Annotated in this window: 20 protein-coding genes; 11 read left to right on the top strand and 9 right to left on the bottom strand. The window is 59.4% G+C overall.

Annotated features, from left to right (window positions below; all coding sequences use genetic code 11):
- Positions 1-40: 40 nt before the first annotated feature.
- The gene (locus tag KR100_RS09700; RefSeq protein WP_038545283.1) at positions 41-259 is read left to right on the top strand and encodes a hypothetical protein; all 219 of its coding nucleotides are present in this window, start codon (positions 41-43) and stop codon (positions 257-259) included.
- A gap of 120 nt (positions 260-379) precedes the next feature.
- Here KR100_RS09700 and KR100_RS09695 read toward each other — a convergent pair whose 3' ends face one another.
- The 3 genes from KR100_RS09695 to KR100_RS09685 form a co-directional block, all read right to left on the bottom strand.
- Positions 380-766 carry a hypothetical protein gene (locus tag KR100_RS09695; protein WP_156098022.1) on the bottom strand — a complete coding sequence of 129 codons (387 nt, stop codon included), beginning with the start codon at positions 764-766 and terminating at the stop codon, positions 380-382.
- Between the two features lie 277 nt (positions 767-1043).
- On the bottom strand, positions 1044-1886 hold the full coding sequence (locus tag KR100_RS09690) for a DUF429 domain-containing protein (protein WP_038545275.1): 843 nt from the start codon (positions 1884-1886) through the stop codon (positions 1044-1046).
- Between the two features lie 340 nt (positions 1887-2226).
- Positions 2227-3060: a M20/M25/M40 family metallo-hydrolase gene (locus KR100_RS09685; protein ID WP_071839886.1), complete on the bottom strand. Its 834-nt coding sequence runs from the start codon at positions 3058-3060 to the stop codon at positions 2227-2229.
- A gap of 573 nt (positions 3061-3633) precedes the next feature.
- Between KR100_RS09685 and KR100_RS09675 the strand changes: the two genes are divergently transcribed.
- A complete protein-coding gene (locus tag KR100_RS09675) occupies positions 3634-4347 on the top strand; it encodes a response regulator transcription factor (RefSeq protein WP_038545270.1) in 714 nt (237 codons plus the stop codon).
- A gap of 290 nt (positions 4348-4637) precedes the next feature.
- Positions 4638-4922 carry a DUF427 domain-containing protein gene (locus KR100_RS09670; RefSeq protein WP_038548526.1) on the top strand — a complete coding sequence of 95 codons (285 nt, stop codon included), beginning with the start codon at positions 4638-4640 and terminating at the stop codon, positions 4920-4922.
- A 251-nt stretch (positions 4923-5173) separates the two neighbouring features.
- Here the strand turns inward: KR100_RS09670 and KR100_RS09665 are convergent, their stop codons facing one another.
- Positions 5174-5362 carry a hypothetical protein gene (locus KR100_RS09665; RefSeq protein WP_038545267.1) on the bottom strand — a complete coding sequence of 63 codons (189 nt, stop codon included), beginning with the start codon at positions 5360-5362 and terminating at the stop codon, positions 5174-5176.
- Positions 5363-5549: 187 nt separating this feature from the next.
- Positions 5550-5651 carry a DUF4278 domain-containing protein gene (locus tag KR100_RS15030; protein ID WP_071839885.1) on the bottom strand — a complete coding sequence of 34 codons (102 nt, stop codon included), beginning with the start codon at positions 5649-5651 and terminating at the stop codon, positions 5550-5552.
- 673 nt (positions 5652-6324) lie between these two features.
- On the opposite strand from KR100_RS15030, the gene KR100_RS09655 reads away from it, so the two are divergent.
- A complete protein-coding gene (locus KR100_RS09655; protein ID WP_038545261.1) occupies positions 6325-6570 on the top strand; it encodes an RNA-binding protein in 246 nt (81 codons plus the stop codon).
- A gap of 12 nt (positions 6571-6582) precedes the next feature.
- Here the strand turns inward: KR100_RS09655 and KR100_RS09650 are convergent, their stop codons facing one another.
- Complete coding sequence (locus KR100_RS09650) at positions 6583-7893, bottom strand: MSMEG_0569 family flavin-dependent oxidoreductase (protein WP_038545258.1); 1311 nt, start codon at positions 7891-7893, stop codon at positions 6583-6585.
- Positions 7894-8067: 174 nt separating this feature from the next.
- Between KR100_RS09650 and KR100_RS09645 the strand changes: the two genes are divergently transcribed.
- The 6 genes from KR100_RS09645 to KR100_RS09620 are packed head-to-tail and all read left to right on the top strand — an operon-like array spanning position 8068 to position 12627.
- Positions 8068-8550, top strand: a complete 483-nt coding sequence (locus tag KR100_RS09645) for an MSMEG_0572/Sll0783 family nitrogen starvation response protein (RefSeq protein ID WP_038545255.1) — start codon at positions 8068-8070, stop codon at positions 8548-8550.
- A 19-nt stretch (positions 8551-8569) separates the two neighbouring features.
- The gene (locus KR100_RS09640; RefSeq protein WP_038545251.1) at positions 8570-9562 is read left to right on the top strand and encodes a Nit6803 family nitrilase; all 993 of its coding nucleotides are present in this window, start codon (positions 8570-8572) and stop codon (positions 9560-9562) included.
- The gene (locus KR100_RS09635) at positions 9555-10646 is read left to right on the top strand and encodes an MSMEG_0568 family radical SAM protein (protein WP_038545248.1); all 1092 of its coding nucleotides are present in this window, start codon (positions 9555-9557) and stop codon (positions 10644-10646) included. The genes KR100_RS09640 and KR100_RS09635 overlap by 8 nt, the downstream gene beginning before the upstream one ends.
- 3 nt (positions 10647-10649) lie before the next feature.
- Positions 10650-11318, top strand: coding sequence for an MSMEG_0567/Sll0786 family nitrogen starvation N-acetyltransferase (locus KR100_RS09630; protein WP_038545245.1), 669 nt, complete (start codon positions 10650-10652; stop codon positions 11316-11318).
- 14 nt (positions 11319-11332) lie between these two features.
- Positions 11333-12292, top strand: a complete 960-nt coding sequence (locus tag KR100_RS09625) for a sll0787 family AIR synthase-like protein (protein ID WP_239420307.1) — start codon at positions 11333-11335, stop codon at positions 12290-12292.
- 53 nt (positions 12293-12345) lie between these two features.
- Complete coding sequence (locus tag KR100_RS09620; protein ID WP_038545239.1) at positions 12346-12627, top strand: MSMEG_0570 family nitrogen starvation response protein; 282 nt, start codon at positions 12346-12348, stop codon at positions 12625-12627.
- A gap of 93 nt (positions 12628-12720) precedes the next feature.
- Here KR100_RS09620 and KR100_RS09615 read toward each other — a convergent pair whose 3' ends face one another.
- A complete protein-coding gene (locus KR100_RS09615; protein ID WP_038548523.1) occupies positions 12721-13062 on the bottom strand; it encodes a hypothetical protein in 342 nt (113 codons plus the stop codon).
- Positions 13063-13233: 171 nt separating this feature from the next.
- Between KR100_RS09615 and KR100_RS09610 the strand changes: the two genes are divergently transcribed.
- A complete protein-coding gene (locus KR100_RS09610; protein ID WP_038545236.1) occupies positions 13234-14079 on the top strand; it encodes a sugar phosphate isomerase/epimerase in 846 nt (281 codons plus the stop codon).
- On the opposite strand, the gene KR100_RS09605 is transcribed toward KR100_RS09610, so the two are convergent.
- The gene (locus tag KR100_RS09605; protein ID WP_051847448.1) at positions 14033-15124 is read right to left on the bottom strand and encodes an aromatic ring-hydroxylating dioxygenase subunit alpha; all 1092 of its coding nucleotides are present in this window, start codon (positions 15122-15124) and stop codon (positions 14033-14035) included. The genes KR100_RS09610 and KR100_RS09605 overlap by 47 nt on opposite strands.
- Positions 15124-15891 carry an ABC transporter ATP-binding protein gene (locus tag KR100_RS09600; protein ID WP_038545233.1) on the bottom strand — a complete coding sequence of 256 codons (768 nt, stop codon included), beginning with the start codon at positions 15889-15891 and terminating at the stop codon, positions 15124-15126. Before KR100_RS09600 ends, KR100_RS09605 begins: the two co-directional genes overlap by 1 nt.
- Positions 15892-15893: the final 2 nt, after the last annotated feature.

Genomic DNA, 15893 nt, shown 5'->3' with positions numbered 1-15893 from the left:
GTCGGCGGACTTAGCGTCGAATCAGATCCTCAACGACTGCATGCAGCTCAGCCTTCTTCAGCGTGTTGTTGCAGCTGCTCTGTTCCTGGCAGCGGCCATGCCATTCAGCCCAGCTCCGGCTGAGGCGAAAACAACCCGAACATTCAGTGGCTCCAATCCGGCTGAGGTGGAGAAGAACGCCCGCAGAGCCGGCTACACCTATCCGGAGGGGGAGATGCAGTGTTCAGGTCGCTGCAACCAGCGCTGGGCGAAAGAGTGAGGTCGCTTTGACAAATGAAAATCGCCGAATCGTTGAGCAGACCTTCGACGGTTTGCCCAATCGTTACTGAACCATGGCGATGACCTGTTGTCGTTCACAGCCGTGATGTCTGGCTCAGTTTTAACAGCTTCCGCCGTTGATGTTGAAGGACTCAATTGCAAAATACAAAGGGTCATTTTCCTGACCCGGAATGATGTATTTGATGCGTTGCTTCCTGAGATTGAGCTTGCTTTTCAAGCGACTGTTCTGAACCGATTGAAGGAAGATTGTGGTGGTGTTGCGATCGGTCTCGCGAAAGATGAATGGATTCCTGTCGTTCGCGCCCATTCGCATCTCCCAGAATCCCGGACTGATCAGTCGGAAGCGCCGTTCCCAATTGGCAACGCAGGTCACATTCCTCACATCGTTGATCCGTGGCCCTCGCATCTGCGTAAGCCCCGGGCTGCCACTCAGACCGATCCCCAGCAGGCAGGCCATGCCAAAAACGCTCCTGGTTCGTCGCTGCATCTCAGGGCTCCCGGAGGTTTGATGGATTCGGAACCATCCTCAGCGCAGCTGATGGTCTTGTCCAGACGCTGGCTCACGGCAGGCAATGCAGCAGTTCTCTCTATTGCTCCATGCCCTCAGTCAGCTCGGTACGAAGATCGCGGCAGTAGTCGGAGATCGGTACTTCTAACATGCAGGACTCCACCAACCTCTGGATCGGGATGGTGCCGCCTGTGGGCAGCTGGTCGTCGGGCGGCCAGATCCGTTGTTCGTTCCTGTGCCTTAACGCCCTGGCTGCCTACTCACAAAGGCTCACTGGAATCCAGATCGCGGCGCTCTCATCCCCCAGCCCAGCGGTGCGGCCCTCGAGGTGTTCGATCCCCATCCAGGCGCAGATCAGGGCATCGAGGATGTCTTCGATCGGCTTGAGCGACGCCAGGGTTGTCACCTCAGATGGCTCGGGGATGAACTTCGGGATGCCGCTGATCTGGGCCTCAAGCCCGGTGTTGATCGCTCTGAATTGATCAAGCAGCCGTTCGATGCGTTCGGCGGGTGCGGGCGACTCGGCCTTCCAGTACTGCAGCGAGCGGCTCACCTTGTAGGGAACCCGGTAGTTGCGCTCCAGCAGTGCCAACAGGGCGACGTGGGGATAGACCTCGATGAGGGCAGGGAAGGGTGTGGGGACAGTGGTGGTGTGCAGCTGGTAGCCAAGAGCGGCGAGGACGCCTCGCAGCTGATCGGCAATGGCGCCGGGGCGTTCGCTCGACGGACTGTGCACCGCACAGCCCCGGGTCCCGAAGCGGCTGGCGATGGCCGTGTCGGCGGCCCGTCGGCCGGTAATCGGAGTCGTGGCCAGGGGCATGTCGACAGCGACGCAGCTAACGGCTGCACCGGCCAGTTGCTGTGAGGCCTGAAGCAGGGCTGCAGGGTCGGGCCTGCTGCCGCCGGCTTTGGTCTTTGGATCCCAGTGCTGCCCAGATGCTAGGCGGATGAAGGCGTCGTAACTGGGGGCCAGGGCCAGGCATTGCCAACCCTCAGCTTTTCGTTGCACCAGAGCTACACCACTGGGGTTGTGGGCCGTCCAGGCGGCGTCGATGCCGAGGACGCATGAGCCGTTGGTTGGATCAGTTGTGTTGGCCATCCAGATCCCAGGGGTTGATCAACGTGAGGCCGATGTCCTCGACGTCGCGTCAGTTACCAGTTGTCCCTCGTGGGAGAAGTGCTCATGAATGCGGGAACCCAGCACTGCTCTCAATGCTGGCATCGCTGACGAAGGGCATGGGAAAGCCCCACCACTGGGGCGGGGCTTCCGGGATATGGCGATCGCTGGCGAGGCGGTGATGACGTCTTGTTCTTGTCCTTCACCGTGCTTTCACGATGGCCCGGTCGCCGGGTTGGGTCTGTGAGCCAGGTCAGGCAGGGCCGTGTTGTTGATCACAGAAGGGAATGCCCTTGCTTGCCCGCTTTTTTTGTCTCTTAGTTCAAAGGCCGCTCAAGCTAATGTCTAGCCCATCAATCACCGATGCAAAGAACGGCAGATCCAGGCTGTCGATCGTGTCGCTCATCCGGTGGTAATTCGGGTTCCGCAGGAATGAGGTGTCGGTCACCATCAGCGCGTTGTAGCCGCGATCCCAGAACGGGCTGTGGTCGCTACGGCGCACCGCGGAAACGTCATGGCCGGCACGCAGAACCGGAAGCAGTTTGGTGGTCACGTGTTGACCCATGGAATGGGTGAGACGAGGGAGCATCAATCCCGCGCCTGCATTGGCCACCAGTGCGATGAAATCCCCTCGATCGCCGTAGATGTGCCGCATCGCCGGATGGGGGTAAGCCTGCATGTCGCTGGTGAACGCCAACATCTCCAAGCTCACCATCAGCTTCAGGGGCTGTCGGTCTGTCCTGAGTTCCTCGGCCAGTGCAGCGCTGCCGAGCATCCCCCATTCCTCCTGATCAAAAGCGACCAGCCACACCGGGCGTTTGGGAGGTTTGGCAGACCAACGTCTCGCCAGTTCAAGCAACGCCACGATTCCACTGGCGTTGTCATCTGCACCGATGGAATGCAGTGGTCCGTCGTAGTGGGCGCCAACAAGGAGGGGTCTGCGTCTGGGGTTGCGGCTCGGGAGCCTGAGGATGAAGTTGACGCCATCATCAATCCCACTGGTGAAGTGGTGCTCCTCCAGCTCACCATGAGCAGAGAGCTGATCACGGACGTAACAGCGCACAGCCATCAACCCCAGGCGGTCCCAGCGCGCATGGCGCGGAACGGCGATGGCTTCTAGATCGGCCAGACAGATGTCGCTCAGACCTCGAGGCATTGCTGCAGCAGTTCAAGTTGGTGATTGGTGTCGGCTCGATATCGCGACACCTCCAGCACCTGAGTTGTGGGGCCAGCCAAGACGGTTTGTTGGCGGACTTTGCTGGACGGATTGGCCTGTCTCTGAATCAGGTTGGCTTGCCATCCCTCTCCTATGGATTGACAGCGCCAGGCCGAAGGCGTTGAAGACAGCGCTGACGTTTCGGCAAAGCTAACGACGGGCCGACACGTGATCGTTTATTGGATTGATGCTCGGACTGTCCCATGAGAAAGCCCCACCACAGGGGCGGGGCTTTCGGGCATATGGCGGGCGCTGCTGGGGGGAGGTCAAGCGCAGTCAGCCATCGCACGACGGTTCTTTTGGCTCTGTTTCATCCTTGGCTGAACCCCCTGTTGCGTCCTCCCCCAAAAGGGGAAGCAACTGCTGAGGATTGGCTGAGTGAGACCGCATGTACGGATGAACCGGCTGTAAAGAGTGCTGCGCGATGGATTGCGTGTCCTTCCGGCAGCTGCATCACCGGAAGCACTTCGCGCCTGGGTTCCCCGCTAAAACGTAGGGATCAACTCCCCGGCCATGGAGCTCCGGCTTGATACTCGCGCGCTTCAGGATGCTGTCGCCCGGGCCAAACAGCTGCTGAAGGATCGTCGGCTGGTTGTCGTCTTCGGGGATCGACTCACCTTGATGTCCTTTTGCGTCGCCGAGCCGATTCGTCCATCGCTGGTGGGTGCCGCCACCACGGAAGACGAGGGCTTCGAGCTGGTGCGACGCACCCAGCCCGACCTGTTGATCTGCAGCTCGGATCTGGAAACCGGCTACGGCCCCTATCTGTTGAGACGCGTGAAAGCGGAATATCCGTGCTGTCAGTTGCTGATTGTGCTGGCCCGCGAAACGGAGGAGGCGGTGTGCGAAGCGATGGGGGCGTATGCCGATGGTGTGGTGTTCAAATCCAGCCTCGGCACCGGTCGCGGTGATCTGATCAGTGCGCTTCAAACCATCGCAGATGGAGGCGTGTATTACCCGGAGGACATCTGTCGCATCGCTGCATCAGTTCCCCAGCCGAACCTGCCGGGCCTGGTTGAAGAACTCACACCTCGTGAGCTGGAGGTGGTGGCGGCCGTGTCCCATGGCCTCAAAAACAATTCAATCGCCGATCGGCTCGGTGTGTCCGTGGAGACGGTGAAGACCCACGTCGGCAATGCCATGGACAAACTCGGGGCCCGTGATCGGACCCAGATGGCTGTGACGGCGTTGCTCTACGGCCTGATTGATCCAAAGGGTTTCGGCTGAGCGAACAAAACTTTTTGCGTCCCATGTCATGCATGGGTTTTGACGTGACCAATCATGAATGGCGTGTCTGTTGTGGTTGATCAGGATCGCCAGGTTTCCTTGATTGGCTCATCAAAAGTTGATGATCAATCTGTCAGCAGCGTTGCAATTCTGTGCTGCATGCCTGAGACATTCGTGTGATTCATACGACCACGTTTGAATGATGTCTGGCCGTCGTGACGGTGGTTCGCGGCGCTCTTCGTGCTGCCATGTTGATTAAGCTCCGCTGCACATCAATCGAGCACCCATCCATGCAGGCAGTTTTGAATGGCACTGTGATTGCTGAGAGCGACGACATTGTGATGGTGGATGGCAACCCCTATTTCCCCCGCTCTGCAATGCGAACGGAGTATTTTCGCGAATCCACGCACAGCACGGTCTGCGGTTGGAAGGGAACCGCTCGCTATTGGGATGTCGTCTTCGGTGAGAAGGTGATCCGCAATGCCGTCTGGGCCTACGACGATCCCAAACCGAAGGCTGAAACCATCCGTGAACGGTTTGCTTTCTATCGAGGCAAGGGGGTCGATCTTGCTTGATCAGTCTGTCTTCACCCTGTCAGTGATCACGTGCCTAGCTCTCGATAGGGTTGTCGTCACCAAGGGCTTGGCGGCGGCGAAGTTCAAACTGCAGTTGTCGCAACTTCTCAGCGTTTTTCGTGTTTTCACCTTCCGTCCAGTGTTGCGGGTGAGCTAGCCGCGATTGAAGCTCCGCAATGTGGCCGATGAGTTGTCTCGCTGGGTCCTCGGAGTCTTGGGACACTCCCACTATGAACGGGTTGGCGACAGGGTCACTCAGAGGTTGTACTCATGCTGCTGGCTGCTCTGCGTTCCTCCTGGCTTATGCGTCTGATCGCGGCGTGACGAAAGGCGCGTTCTAGCTTGGTGAGTCGCGGTTGTTTGTCTTTCATGGCAGCTTCCCCGCGCTCTTTTGCCGCGTTGATGAAATCATCTGATTTGGTTCCTTTCAGCCCGGCCATTTTCTTTCCGTTGTTCTGCTTCCACCATGACCAATCCTGAGGTCATTGGTTGCCAAACAAAAGCCCTTCTTTCGGATTGGTGCCAAGAGAGGACGTCTTGTTTTGTTTGATCAGCGACCGGGAGTGCGACTAGAATTCCATTAAAAAAGCCCCGCGGGGGCGGGGCGTTCGTGCTTTCAGACTGAACTCACTTGGCGTAAGAGACGCCGCGGTAGGTCAGGGAAGGCTTTTTGCTGGCGACGGCAGTTTTGGTTTGCACGTAGCGCTGGCCGCGGTAGGTCAGGGTCATTGGAGGTTCCTCGAAGCAAGCTCAGGTCCCCGTTCCATGGCCTGAGTCGAACTGCGCTCCGCGAGGTGCGGAGTGAACGTTTGGTAGCTGTCGCTACAAGACCTTTATACGACTGCCGTCTACCGTCCTGTCGTTCACTCTGATACCAAACCTCCTTCAGGTCCGCCGGTTCTGTTGAACTCCCCAATGAAGGAGGCCGCCCCTCCCGGATGGAAGAGACGGCCAACGTCGCTCGTTCGTGCATGGCTCAACCCGTGAACAGCAGATGAAGCGAATGATCAGGGTTGGAAGCGTCTGGCTGATGGCGCCTGGGGCCAGGGAGTCCAGAGGTTAGGCCGGCATCCTGCGGGGCACCTTGATCTTGGGCGGTGCAGAGGATGGTCGACTGGTCGGACGGACCGCTGTTGTCGTTCCAGACGAAAGGCCCACGCATGGGTGGAAACTGTTGGAGCAGGGGCCGAGAGTCAGGCTGCTTCTCAGGTGTGCTCAGGTGGAGTGTCGGCCGTCATGGGCTCCTCCGATCTCAATGACCACAGTTTTGGCGCGCGCGGACACAAAGGCAATCGGTGTTAAAGCGCATTGCGAACAGAGCCTGTTTCGATCGAGATTGGGAATGCCGTGCCGTCTTTCCGTGATGTGAGAGGGTGGTAGAGAACCTTTTCCGTTCAATTTTTTGACCATTTTCATTGGAAATCTCTCCTGGGATGCTGAGAGAGAAGACCTGCAGCATCTTTTCGGGCAATACGGAGAGGTAACCAAATGCTCAATGCCGCTTGATCGTGACACCGGTCGCAAGCGTGGATTTGCCTTTGTGGATCTCAGTCAGGAAGCGGATGAAACCAAGGCCATTGACGATCTTCAGGACGTCGAATGGATGGGTCGCAACATTTCAGTTCGCAGGGCGGAGCCGCGCCGTTAATGAAGCCTGTTCTCAGGAGCCGAGAATGGCTGTGCATTCCAGCCGTTCCTGGCTGGCGTCACGACGTTCCAGCCGCAGGCTGATCAGTCTGGCCAGGTAGTCCGCATCGTCTTTAACACCGCAAAAGCGACCTGAGCCCCAGGTGTTGAGCCAGGGAAGTCCCAGAAAATAAAGGCCTGCGCTCTGGGTCACCCCTCGATCATGGGCGGGTTGGCCGGCACCGTCGAAGACCGGCGCATCGATCCAGCTGAAATCACTGCGGTACCCGGTGCACCAGATCACGGCTGCCAATGGATCCGTTCGGAGATCGAGTCCGGGATCCGGCTTCGGTGTCGGCTGCCAGCAAGGTGAGTAGGCCGGCTCAAGTGGGGCCTCGATCTGTTCCTGTTGGATCCAGCTGTCAATGCTGCTGCGAATACGGCAATACACCGCATCGGCCTGGTCAAGGCTGTCACCAAGGTCGTTGGCAAAGCCAAGGTGTTCTGCAGTGATCTCGCCGAGTCGGCCGTGCAGCTGCATTCCCTCGAGAGCTCGACGTCGCAGATCGATCTCGCGCCCCCCATCGCGACCGGTGAGGTAGTGATTCGTTTTGGCGCGAACGCTGCGCGGGTCTGCATGTTCGCTGATCGGCATCGAGTAGTAGCCCATGCGATCGAGCCAATCGACGACGTCTCGGCCTCGGTATCGGCGTGGTGAACGTGGAGCGCTTCCCACACTCAGATGCACGGTTCTTCCGGCCAGAAAAAGATCCTCGGCAATCTGGCTTCCGGACTGACCACTTCCCACCACCAGGACCGGTCCCGGCGGCAAGGCGTCAGGGTTGCGGTAATCCCGTGCATCAAGCTGAAGGATCGAGCCTGGGAGCCTTTCGGCCAGGGGATGCCTCCGTGGTTGGTGGTAACCACCGGTGGCCACAACGATCTGCTCGGCCTCGATCTCTCCTTCACTGGTAATCAGGCGGTAACCATGACCATTCGGCGTCAGCCGTTGCACGGCAACGCCCTCTCTCACATCCCCCGCCACATGTCTGGCAAACCGTTGCAGGAAGTTCACGATCGAGTGTTTGTCCATGAACCCCTCCGGCTGGTCGCCGTCGTAAGGGAAGTCCGGTAGACGGCACTGCCAGTTGGGCGTCACCAGGCAGAAGGAATCCCATCGTTGCTGGTCCCAGGCGTAGCCGATGCGATGTTTCTCGAGAACCAGGGGACGGATGCCGCGCTGCTGAAGGGCGTAGGTCACAGACAAGCCAGCCTGCCCAGCGCCGATGACGACAACTGAATGTGATGACCTGGCGGTTGTGCTGTGCGACGCACTGTTCAGCATCAATCAGCTCAGAATTTGCCTTTTTAACCATCAGGGAAAGCAAGCCGTCGTGATGTAGTCATGGGCACGAAAATCAACGCAGACCCGTGGGTTTCGATGCCTGATTCGGTTGCATCAGGAACATTTTTTGAATGGTGACCAAGGCCATGGTTTGGGTTCTTAGCCTTTCTTCACATGCCAGTTGTCGATCGCCCCGCTAATCAGCCCGGAGATTTTCTCGTCGACTACGAGGAGAAAGTTTTTCCTGATGTGAAGGCGGATCCAGGTGAGAAGGCGTTGGTGACCTTTCACACCGTGGCATTTGAAGGGTCGATCGGTCTGGTCAACCTGCTTCAGGCCAGTCGTCTGATCAACAAAGGCTTCGAGACCTCCGTTCTTCTCTACGGCCCGGGCGTGACGCTGGGTGTGATGCGTGGTTTTCCCAAGCTTGGTGACGCGGCGTTTGACGGCCATCTGAACTTCAATGCCCGTCTGCAGAAATTCATGGATCAGGGTGGCAAGGTCTACGCCTGCCGCTTCGCTCTGCAGGCCCTCTACGGACACAGCGAAAAGGCTTTGATGCCAGGCATCACTCCGGTCAACCCTCTGGATGTCCTCGACATCGTGTTGATGCATCGCAAGGAAGGAGCCTTCATCCTCGAGACCTGGACGCTCTGAGTCAGCACCGGACCTCACCATGGTGACCACCGTCAAAGTTGCCGCTGCCCAGATCCGTCCTGTGCTTTTCAGCCTGGACGGGTCCCTTCAGAAGGTGCTCGATGCCATGGCCGATGCGGCGGCCGAAGGCGTCGAGTTGATCGTCTTCCCCGAGACGTTTCTCCCCTATTACCCCTATTTCTCCTTCGTCGAGCCCCCTGTGCGGATGGGTCGTCCGCACCTTGCTCTCTATGAGCAGGCGGTGGTGGTTCCCGGTCCTGTCACTGACGCCGTTGCAGCAGCGGCACGCCAACACGGCATGCAGGTTCTGCTGGGCGTCAACGAACGCGATGGAGGCACCCTTTACAACACGCAGCTGTTATTCAACAGCTGTGGTGAGATCGTCCTCAAACGGCGCAAGATCACCCCGACTTACCACGAGAGGATGGTGTGGGGACAGGGAGATGGCGCCGGACTGAAGGTTGTCACCACCCCTCTGGGTCGTGTCGGTGCCCTGGCTTGCTGGGAGCACTACAACCCCCTCGCTCGCTACGCCCTGATGGCCCAGGGGGAGCAGCTTCACTGCGCCCAGTTTCCCGGCTCCCTCGTGGGACCGATCTTCACGGAGCAGACGGCCGTAACCATGCGGCACCACGCCCTGGAGGCCGGCTGTTTTGTGATCTGCTCCACAGGATGGCTGGATCCCGAGGACTATGGGGCGATCACACCGGATACGTCGCTTCACAAGGCCTTTCAGGGCGGATGCCACACCGCGGTGATCAGTCCGGAGGGCCGTTATCTGGCTGGACCGCTTCCGGACGGCGAGGGCCTCGCCATTGCGGAGCTGGATCTGGCCCTGATCACCAAACGCAAGCGAATGATGGACAGCGTCGGCCACTACAGCCGTCCGGAGTTGCTGTCGCTCCGCATCAACAGCTCGCCTGCGATGACGATGCAGGAGATGCCATCGGAGCTGCAACCTTCTCCAGCCGTTGAGTTGGGCCGTGCGATCGAGGAGTTGAACCATGTCTGAGCTGGGCCGTGTCGTGACCGAACTTCAGGTCAAGGGTCTTCGCGATGGATCCCTCAAGGGGAACCGGGGGCGGCGAGGCGGTGCAGGTCCGTCGGACCACCGCGCCCTTGAGCTTGATGGCACCACCGTGATGGTGCCGATTTACAACGATGCGTCCAGCCTCTCGCCTTACAGCCTCGACGCATCTGGTGATGGGGTCGCCCTGAGCGGCCCTCAGAACGAGGCGTTGCCTGCGGTGACGACCACCGATGAGCCGACGTTCTACGGACTGAGCACGGCCGATGGCGTGCCCTATCGCTCCATCGCTCTGCTGCACAGCCGCAGTGTCCTGGCCACCACGCTGCTGCAGACCTGTATCCGCTTCCGGGACCGCACGCAGTCCTGTCAGTTCTGTGCCATCGAGCAGTCCCTTGAGGATGGTTCCACGGTCGTTCGCAAAACCCCGGATCAGGTGGCGGAGGTGGCTGAGGCTGCCGTGCGTCTCGATGGCGTCACTCAGCTGGTGATGACGACCGGCACCCCCAACAGTGATGACCGTGGAGCTCGCTTGATGGCCGAGACGGCCGCCGCCGTCAAGCAGCGCGTGGATCTGCCGATTCAAGGCCAGTGCGAGCCACCGGACGATCCGATCTGGTATCGACGCATGAAGCAGGCAGGGGTCGACAGTCTGGGCATGCACCTCGAAGTGGTCTCGCCGGAGGTGAGACGTCGCATTCTGCCTGGGAAGTCTGAGCTGAGTCTGGAGCGGTACTACGAGGCTTTCGCCGATGCCGTTGCTGTTTTCGGGCGCGGGGAGGTGTCCACCTACCTGTTGGCGGGGTTGGGCGACAGCCGGGATGCTCTCCTCGACTGCAGCCGTCGACTGATTGACCTTGGTGTTTACCCCTTTGTTGTCCCCTTTGTGCCGATTTCCGGGACTCCACTGGAGAACCATCCTTCGCCGGACACTTCATTCATGGTTGACGTCTACCAGGGGGTTGCCGAGCTGTTGCGCCAGGGAGATCTCCGGTCGGAGCGCATGTCTGCTGGTTGTGCGAAGTGTGGAGCCTGTTCGGCCCTCTCACTGTTTGAGCAGAGCACCTGAACCATGGTGTCCTGTCTTGATCCGAGCAGCCGAGGCATCGGTCGCAGCGTCAGCTCCGCCCCCAGTTTGTTCACCCCTTCAGTCCGTGGAGGCATCGGCATCGATGCCGATGACTTTCGCCTCTCGCCGACCGCTCACTCAGATCGCTTCACGTTTCACTTGCTGCGTCCGGATTCATCCCTGATCCGTGGCTACTGGTCCCTGCGGCGCAGCATCTTCTGCCGTGAACAGCATGTGTTTGAACACTCTGATCGCGATGAGCTCGATCGCATCGCCTGTCCGATCGCGGCGTTGCATCACAGTTCCGAGCCGCAGGACAACGACGACGGCGAGGCTCAGGTGGTTGGTGTGGTGCGGATCGTTGAGACCGAACCACGGCTCTGGTACGGAGGCCGCTTAGGGGTACACAGCGATTTCCGACGTCACAACCAGATCGGCAAAGGCCTGATCTGGAAAGCTGTCACCAGCGCCAATGGCTGGGGCTGCGATCGTTTTCTGGCCACGGTTCAAATTCAGAATGTGCGCTTCTTCCGTCGTCTGCACTGGACGTCTATCGAGGAACTCGAGATTCGTGGCATTCGCCATCACCTGATGCAGGCCGACCTCGACTACTACGTCCCGTCAAGGGAGTTGCGACCAGCCGGGACCTTTGCCTCACCCATCGCGGCATGAATCTCAGGCCGTTGGTGACTGCGCTGCGTCAGCAGAGCGGTCTGCTTGCCAAGCGCGACATCCAGCCTGCAGCGGAGGCGTTTTCCCATCGTCCCTTCCCGCAGTTGGGGGCCGCTGGAATGCTGGGCGACGATGCAGCCCTGTTGCCTCGCCAGAACGGTCAGTTGTTGCTGGCCTGCGAGGGCATGCATCCCGGCCTCGTGGAGGACGACCCATGGTTCGCAGGCTGGAGTGGTGTTCTGGTGAACCTCAGCGATATCGCCGCCATGGGTGGACGTCCCCTGGCTCTGGTGAACAGTGTCTGGAGCCAGGGCCCGGAATCCCAGGCTGAGCTGTTGGCTGGAATGCGATTCGCCTGCGATCGCTTCGCGATTCCCATGGTGGGAGGGCACTCCAACCAGCACAGTCCGTACCGGGCTCTGTCGGTGGCTGTCCTGGGGGTCGCCGAAGGCCCCGTGCTCTCAGCCCGGTCGGCACGTCCTGGCGATGAGCTCTGGATGCTGGTGAACCAGAAGGGATCCTTATACCGCCACTATCCCTTCTGGGATGCGGCGACCAAGGCGTCTTCAGAATCGCTTTGCTCCCACCTCAGCCTGCTTCCAGCTCTGGCTTCGGCAGGGATCGTTCATGCGGCCAAGGACATCAGCATGGGGGGGATCACGGGCACAGCGGCGATGTTTGCCGAAGCCTGCGGCCATGGACTCAGCATCGACCTAGATTTGATCCGACGGCCGGATCAGGTTGAGGAGACGGCATGGCTGACCTGTTTTCCCAGCTTCGGGTACCTCCTGGCAGTGGACCCGTCACACGCGGACAGGCTCAAACGGTCGGTGCGAGACGATCCCGATCTGATCTGCTGCCGGATCGGACGGTTCGCCAAGGGAGCCTGTCAGGTTCAGTTGGAGCGCGCTGGCGAGTCTGAATGTTTCTGGCAGGGCTCTCTTGGCCTGACAGGCTTCGGCTGTGCCAGTTGAAACAGCAGGGTTGAACGACCCCATTGCAGGATTCGTGATCACTTTTCAGGCTCATGCCGGAAGTTCGCTTTCAACTGGAGTGGCCTGACGGTCAATTCAGCACCTTGTATTCACCCTCAACGGTGATATTGGAGTATCTGAAACCTGGCGACTCGTTCCGCGTTTCTGAACTTGAATCCCTCGGTGTGAAGGCATTGAGGGCAGCATCTGATCGAGTTCGTGCTCGCTACGGATTTGCTTGCACGCGAACTGACGAGGAGGAATCCCAGCTGCGTCGCTGGACGTCGCGCTACAAACCGGAAGAGAATGTCAGGGTGATCAGCCAGCTTCCTTGAAGCAACTCATCTGGACAACGTGAACAGATCGTCATTGGATTGTTCATCAGTTCTCAGGGTCCATCTGTCTTGTTGATTCGCTGGCTCTGGCTCTCAGGCCCTCTCACCCGGAGGGGTCTGGCGCAGCATGCACTCCCAGTGTTGCTGCCAGGTGCGTTCGTCGCCGATACCCGCCAGGAGTTCAACGTTTGCAGGTGATTGCTTTAGGCGTTGTTTCCAAACATTGATCTCTTCGGCCTGATCGATCCAGAGATTGAGAACATCGTGATGAATGCGATCGGCATCCCAGCGTTGTTGGTCTGCTACGCGCTGAGACCAGATCACAAGATCATCGAGTGCGACGGGTCGGAAACCCATCAGATTCAAGCCGGTGAGCTGCTCAAGTTCAAAACGCCGCAGTACATCTCCGAGTCCGAAGAAGTGAAGAAGGATCATGGAGTTGATCACTTGTTCCCGGAGAACGTAAGGGCAATGTGTTGAAAAAAAGGTTCAGGTTGATGAACTTTATCGTTACGAATTGATCACAGAATTGATTGCTGCGTCTTGGCACTCGACGCTTGAGACTGCCAGATTTTCCTTGTTGAGATTGGTTGCCGCTGGTCTGTTTTGTGTCCCACTGAGCTTCTTCTGTTCCAAACACTCTGGGGTTGGCGCGGATCCTTCGATCAGGCCCTTCAACGTTCCGGTGCAACCGGTTTTGACGGCATCGAGATCAACCTGGATCATCCCTGCCTTGAAACCGTCAGCTCCAGTGATCTGCTCGAGGCACTGCGTCGGTTCGATCAGGCCCTGATCCTGGAAATCATCACAGGCGGGGATTACACCCCCAACCTCGGCGACAGTCCCGACCAGCATCTCGAGCAGCTCGATCGAGCCCTGAATCGCGCAGGGCCGCTGCTGCCTCTGAAGATCAACCTGATCACCGGCAGCGATAGCTGGACAGACCCGGAACAGAACGATTTTCTTGAGGCGGTGCTGGATCGCCTTGAGCAGGTGTCCTGTCCGGTGATGCTGGAGACGCATCGGAGCCGCAGTCTGTTCAATCCCTGGCGGTTGCCCTTCTGGCTCCAGCAGCACCCCCGCCTGCGCCTCACCGCCGATCTCAGCCACTGGTGCGCGGTGAGCGAACGCCTGATGACGCCGGACCTGAAGCCGATCCAGGCCATGGCAAGTCATGTCGATCACATTCATGCCCGGGTTGGGCATGCCCAAGGTCCCTCGGTTTCGCACCCGTTTGCCCCGGAATGGGCTGAAGCCCTGGAAGCCCATCGTCTGTGTTGGCAGTTGTTTCTTGATCGCCGCGGTTCGAAGGCTGATCCGATCACGATCACCCCGGAATTCGGGCCTGATGGCTACATGCCGACGGTTCCCTTCAGCGCCGAACCGCTCGCCGATGTGGACGCCATCAACGTTGCCATGACCTCCTGGCTTCGGACGACGATGCGTCTGTAGACCCCGGGAGTTGTTGTCGGTAGATTCTTTGCCAGTGCAGGATCCGATCTTCCAGGCGGTGGGCAGGTCCTGGCATGATGCCGCTTTCGTAGCCGCGCTGCGCTGATTCCACCAGTTTCCGGTCTTCCTCCAGGAAGCCAAGCAGGCTGGTGAGCCAGATGTCCGTCGCTTGGTCGCGCTGGTCGTCGTCGCCGCCGTCTCGGCTTTGCTCTGAGACAAACAACCGCAACTGCATCGCCGTGGTGCAGTGGCTCTCCGGCAGGAACTCCAACAGCGCCATGCGCCCGTCCGGCCAGGTGATCAGGTGCGTCCAGGGAGGCAGGCCGAACGTATGAAAGTGGCCGCCGTCGGCATGGGGTGTGATCAGGACATTTCCGAACTCCGTGAACCGGTGCACGTAGTCCTTCACAGGCCCCTGCTCGCGGTGCAGAGTCGTTGGATGGGCCACCGCGACGTGATAGTCGTCGAGGGTGTTGTCGTGAGCGACTTTCCAGTTGCAAGTCAGGCGGCGTCGGATCTGATGCACCTGCTTCATGGGGCTTGTCCACAGGGCCATCACTTCCTGATGCACCTGTTCCAGCTGTCGCGTCAGAGGACGAGGCTCGTCGCTGAGCGCCACCCAGATCAGTGGGCCATCGACGAGACAGGGGAGCGCTGTGAGGGGCCAGTCCCTGCGCTGAAACGGCTGCGGGAGGTCCTGTTCCCTGGCTGCCGCCAGCAACTCTCCCTCCAGGTTGTAGGTCCAGCCGTGATAAGGGCAGATCAAACGCCGGCAGGGCAGGCCGTTGTCGCTCTCGTCCTGAAAGGCCACGCCTCGGTGGGGACAACGGTTCAGGAACGCTCGCGGTTCTCCGTCTCCTGGCCTTGTCAGAAGGAGAGGCCGTCCCAGAAGGTTGATGGCCTGGCACTGGCCAGGGGCAAGCTGAGATGTGGCTGTGACGGGATGCCAGTACGTCCCGGCATAGGTGCTGCAGTCCCAGCGATGAACATCAGGTTCGGTGTAAAGCCAGGCTGGAAGAAAGCTCTCACTCTCGAGGGCCTGCATCACAGAAATGTCGGTTCCAGCTGCTTGAGGCTGGCGGACAGGCTTCGGCGCAGCTGCTGAAAATCACTGCTCAGCCGCAGTTCATCGAGATCGCTTTTATCGAGCTTCACGTCCAGGGAACGGATGATCCGGCCTGGATTGGGGGCCAGCACATGGACGTTCTGAGCAAGCACCAGGGCTTCCTCCACGTCATGGGTGATCAGGAGAACGGTCAGGCCTGTGCGCTGCCAGAGCTGGAGCAGGAAATCCTGCATGGATTCTCTGATCTGCAGGTCCAGGGCACCGAATGGTTCATCCAGCAGCAGCACACTGGGGTTGGTGGCCAGGGTGCGTGCGATGGCGACCCGTTGCTGCATGCCGCCGGACAGTTCGCGAGGCAATTTGGACGAGGCGTCCTGCAAGCCCACGACCTCAAGGAAGTAAGCCGTACGTTCTCGGATCTCCCTGGATTTCATCCCCTGCAGACGCATCCCGAAGGCCACGTTGTCGGCGGCATTGAGCCAGGGATACAAGCTGTATTTCTGAAACACCATTCCCCGGTCCGGGCCTGGACCACCGACCACGTTCCCGTCCACAAGGATCCGACCGCTGCTGGGCTGATCAAGGCCGGCAATCAGTCGCAGGATCGTGCTCTTGCCAGAACCGGAGCTTCCCACCAGGGCTGTGAAATCTCCGGATTGCATCCGGAAGCTGATCCCTTCGAGGACGGTTTTGCGCGAAGGCCCGTCCCCGAAGTGCTTACCGACCTGCTGGACCAGTAATTCCATCC

The organism is Synechococcus sp. KORDI-100, assembly GCF_000737535.1.
Classification (GTDB): Bacteria; Cyanobacteriota; Cyanobacteriia; order PCC-6307; family Cyanobiaceae; genus Parasynechococcus.
Note: the sequence above shows the minus strand (reverse complement) of the source record. Positions and strands in the feature narration are given on the sequence as shown.

Excerpts from the sequence above, each read along its gene's own strand:
- KR100_RS09675 (WP_038545270.1), top strand. The coding sequence starts at position 3,634 with ATGGAGCTCCGGCTTGATACTCGCGCGCTTCAGGATGCTGTCGCCCGG.
- KR100_RS15030 (WP_071839885.1), bottom strand. The coding sequence starts at position 5,651 with ATGACCCTGACCTACCGCGGCCAGCGCTACGTGCAAACCAAAACTGCC.
- KR100_RS09615 (WP_038548523.1), bottom strand. The coding sequence starts at position 13,062 with ATGATCCTTCTTCACTTCTTCGGACTCGGAGATGTACTGCGGCGTTTT.
- KR100_RS09605 (WP_051847448.1), bottom strand. The coding sequence starts at position 15,124 with ATGCAGGCCCTCGAGAGTGAGAGCTTTCTTCCAGCCTGGCTTTACACC.
- KR100_RS09670 (WP_038548526.1), top strand. The coding sequence starts at position 4,638 with ATGCAGGCAGTTTTGAATGGCACTGTGATTGCTGAGAGCGACGACATT.
- KR100_RS09630 (WP_038545245.1), top strand. The coding sequence starts at position 10,650 with ATGGTGTCCTGTCTTGATCCGAGCAGCCGAGGCATCGGTCGCAGCGTC.
- KR100_RS09635 (WP_038545248.1), top strand. The coding sequence starts at position 9,555 with ATGTCTGAGCTGGGCCGTGTCGTGACCGAACTTCAGGTCAAGGGTCTT.
- KR100_RS09690 (WP_038545275.1), bottom strand. The coding sequence starts at position 1,886 with ATGGCCAACACAACTGATCCAACCAACGGCTCATGCGTCCTCGGCATC.
- KR100_RS09650 (WP_038545258.1), bottom strand. The coding sequence starts at position 7,893 with ATGCTGAACAGTGCGTCGCACAGCACAACCGCCAGGTCATCACATTCA.
- KR100_RS09640 (WP_038545251.1), top strand. The coding sequence starts at position 8,570 with ATGGTGACCACCGTCAAAGTTGCCGCTGCCCAGATCCGTCCTGTGCTT.
- KR100_RS09700 (WP_038545283.1), top strand. The coding sequence starts at position 41 with ATGCAGCTCAGCCTTCTTCAGCGTGTTGTTGCAGCTGCTCTGTTCCTG.
- KR100_RS09685 (WP_071839886.1), bottom strand. The coding sequence starts at position 3,060 with ATGCCTCGAGGTCTGAGCGACATCTGTCTGGCCGATCTAGAAGCCATC.
- KR100_RS09620 (WP_038545239.1), top strand. The coding sequence starts at position 12,346 with ATGCCGGAAGTTCGCTTTCAACTGGAGTGGCCTGACGGTCAATTCAGC.
- KR100_RS09645 (WP_038545255.1), top strand. The coding sequence starts at position 8,068 with ATGCCAGTTGTCGATCGCCCCGCTAATCAGCCCGGAGATTTTCTCGTC.
- KR100_RS09695 (WP_156098022.1), bottom strand. The coding sequence starts at position 766 with ATGCAGCGACGAACCAGGAGCGTTTTTGGCATGGCCTGCCTGCTGGGG.
- KR100_RS09600 (WP_038545233.1), bottom strand. The coding sequence starts at position 15,891 with ATGGAATTACTGGTCCAGCAGGTCGGTAAGCACTTCGGGGACGGGCCT.
- KR100_RS09665 (WP_038545267.1), bottom strand. The coding sequence starts at position 5,362 with ATGGCCGGGCTGAAAGGAACCAAATCAGATGATTTCATCAACGCGGCA.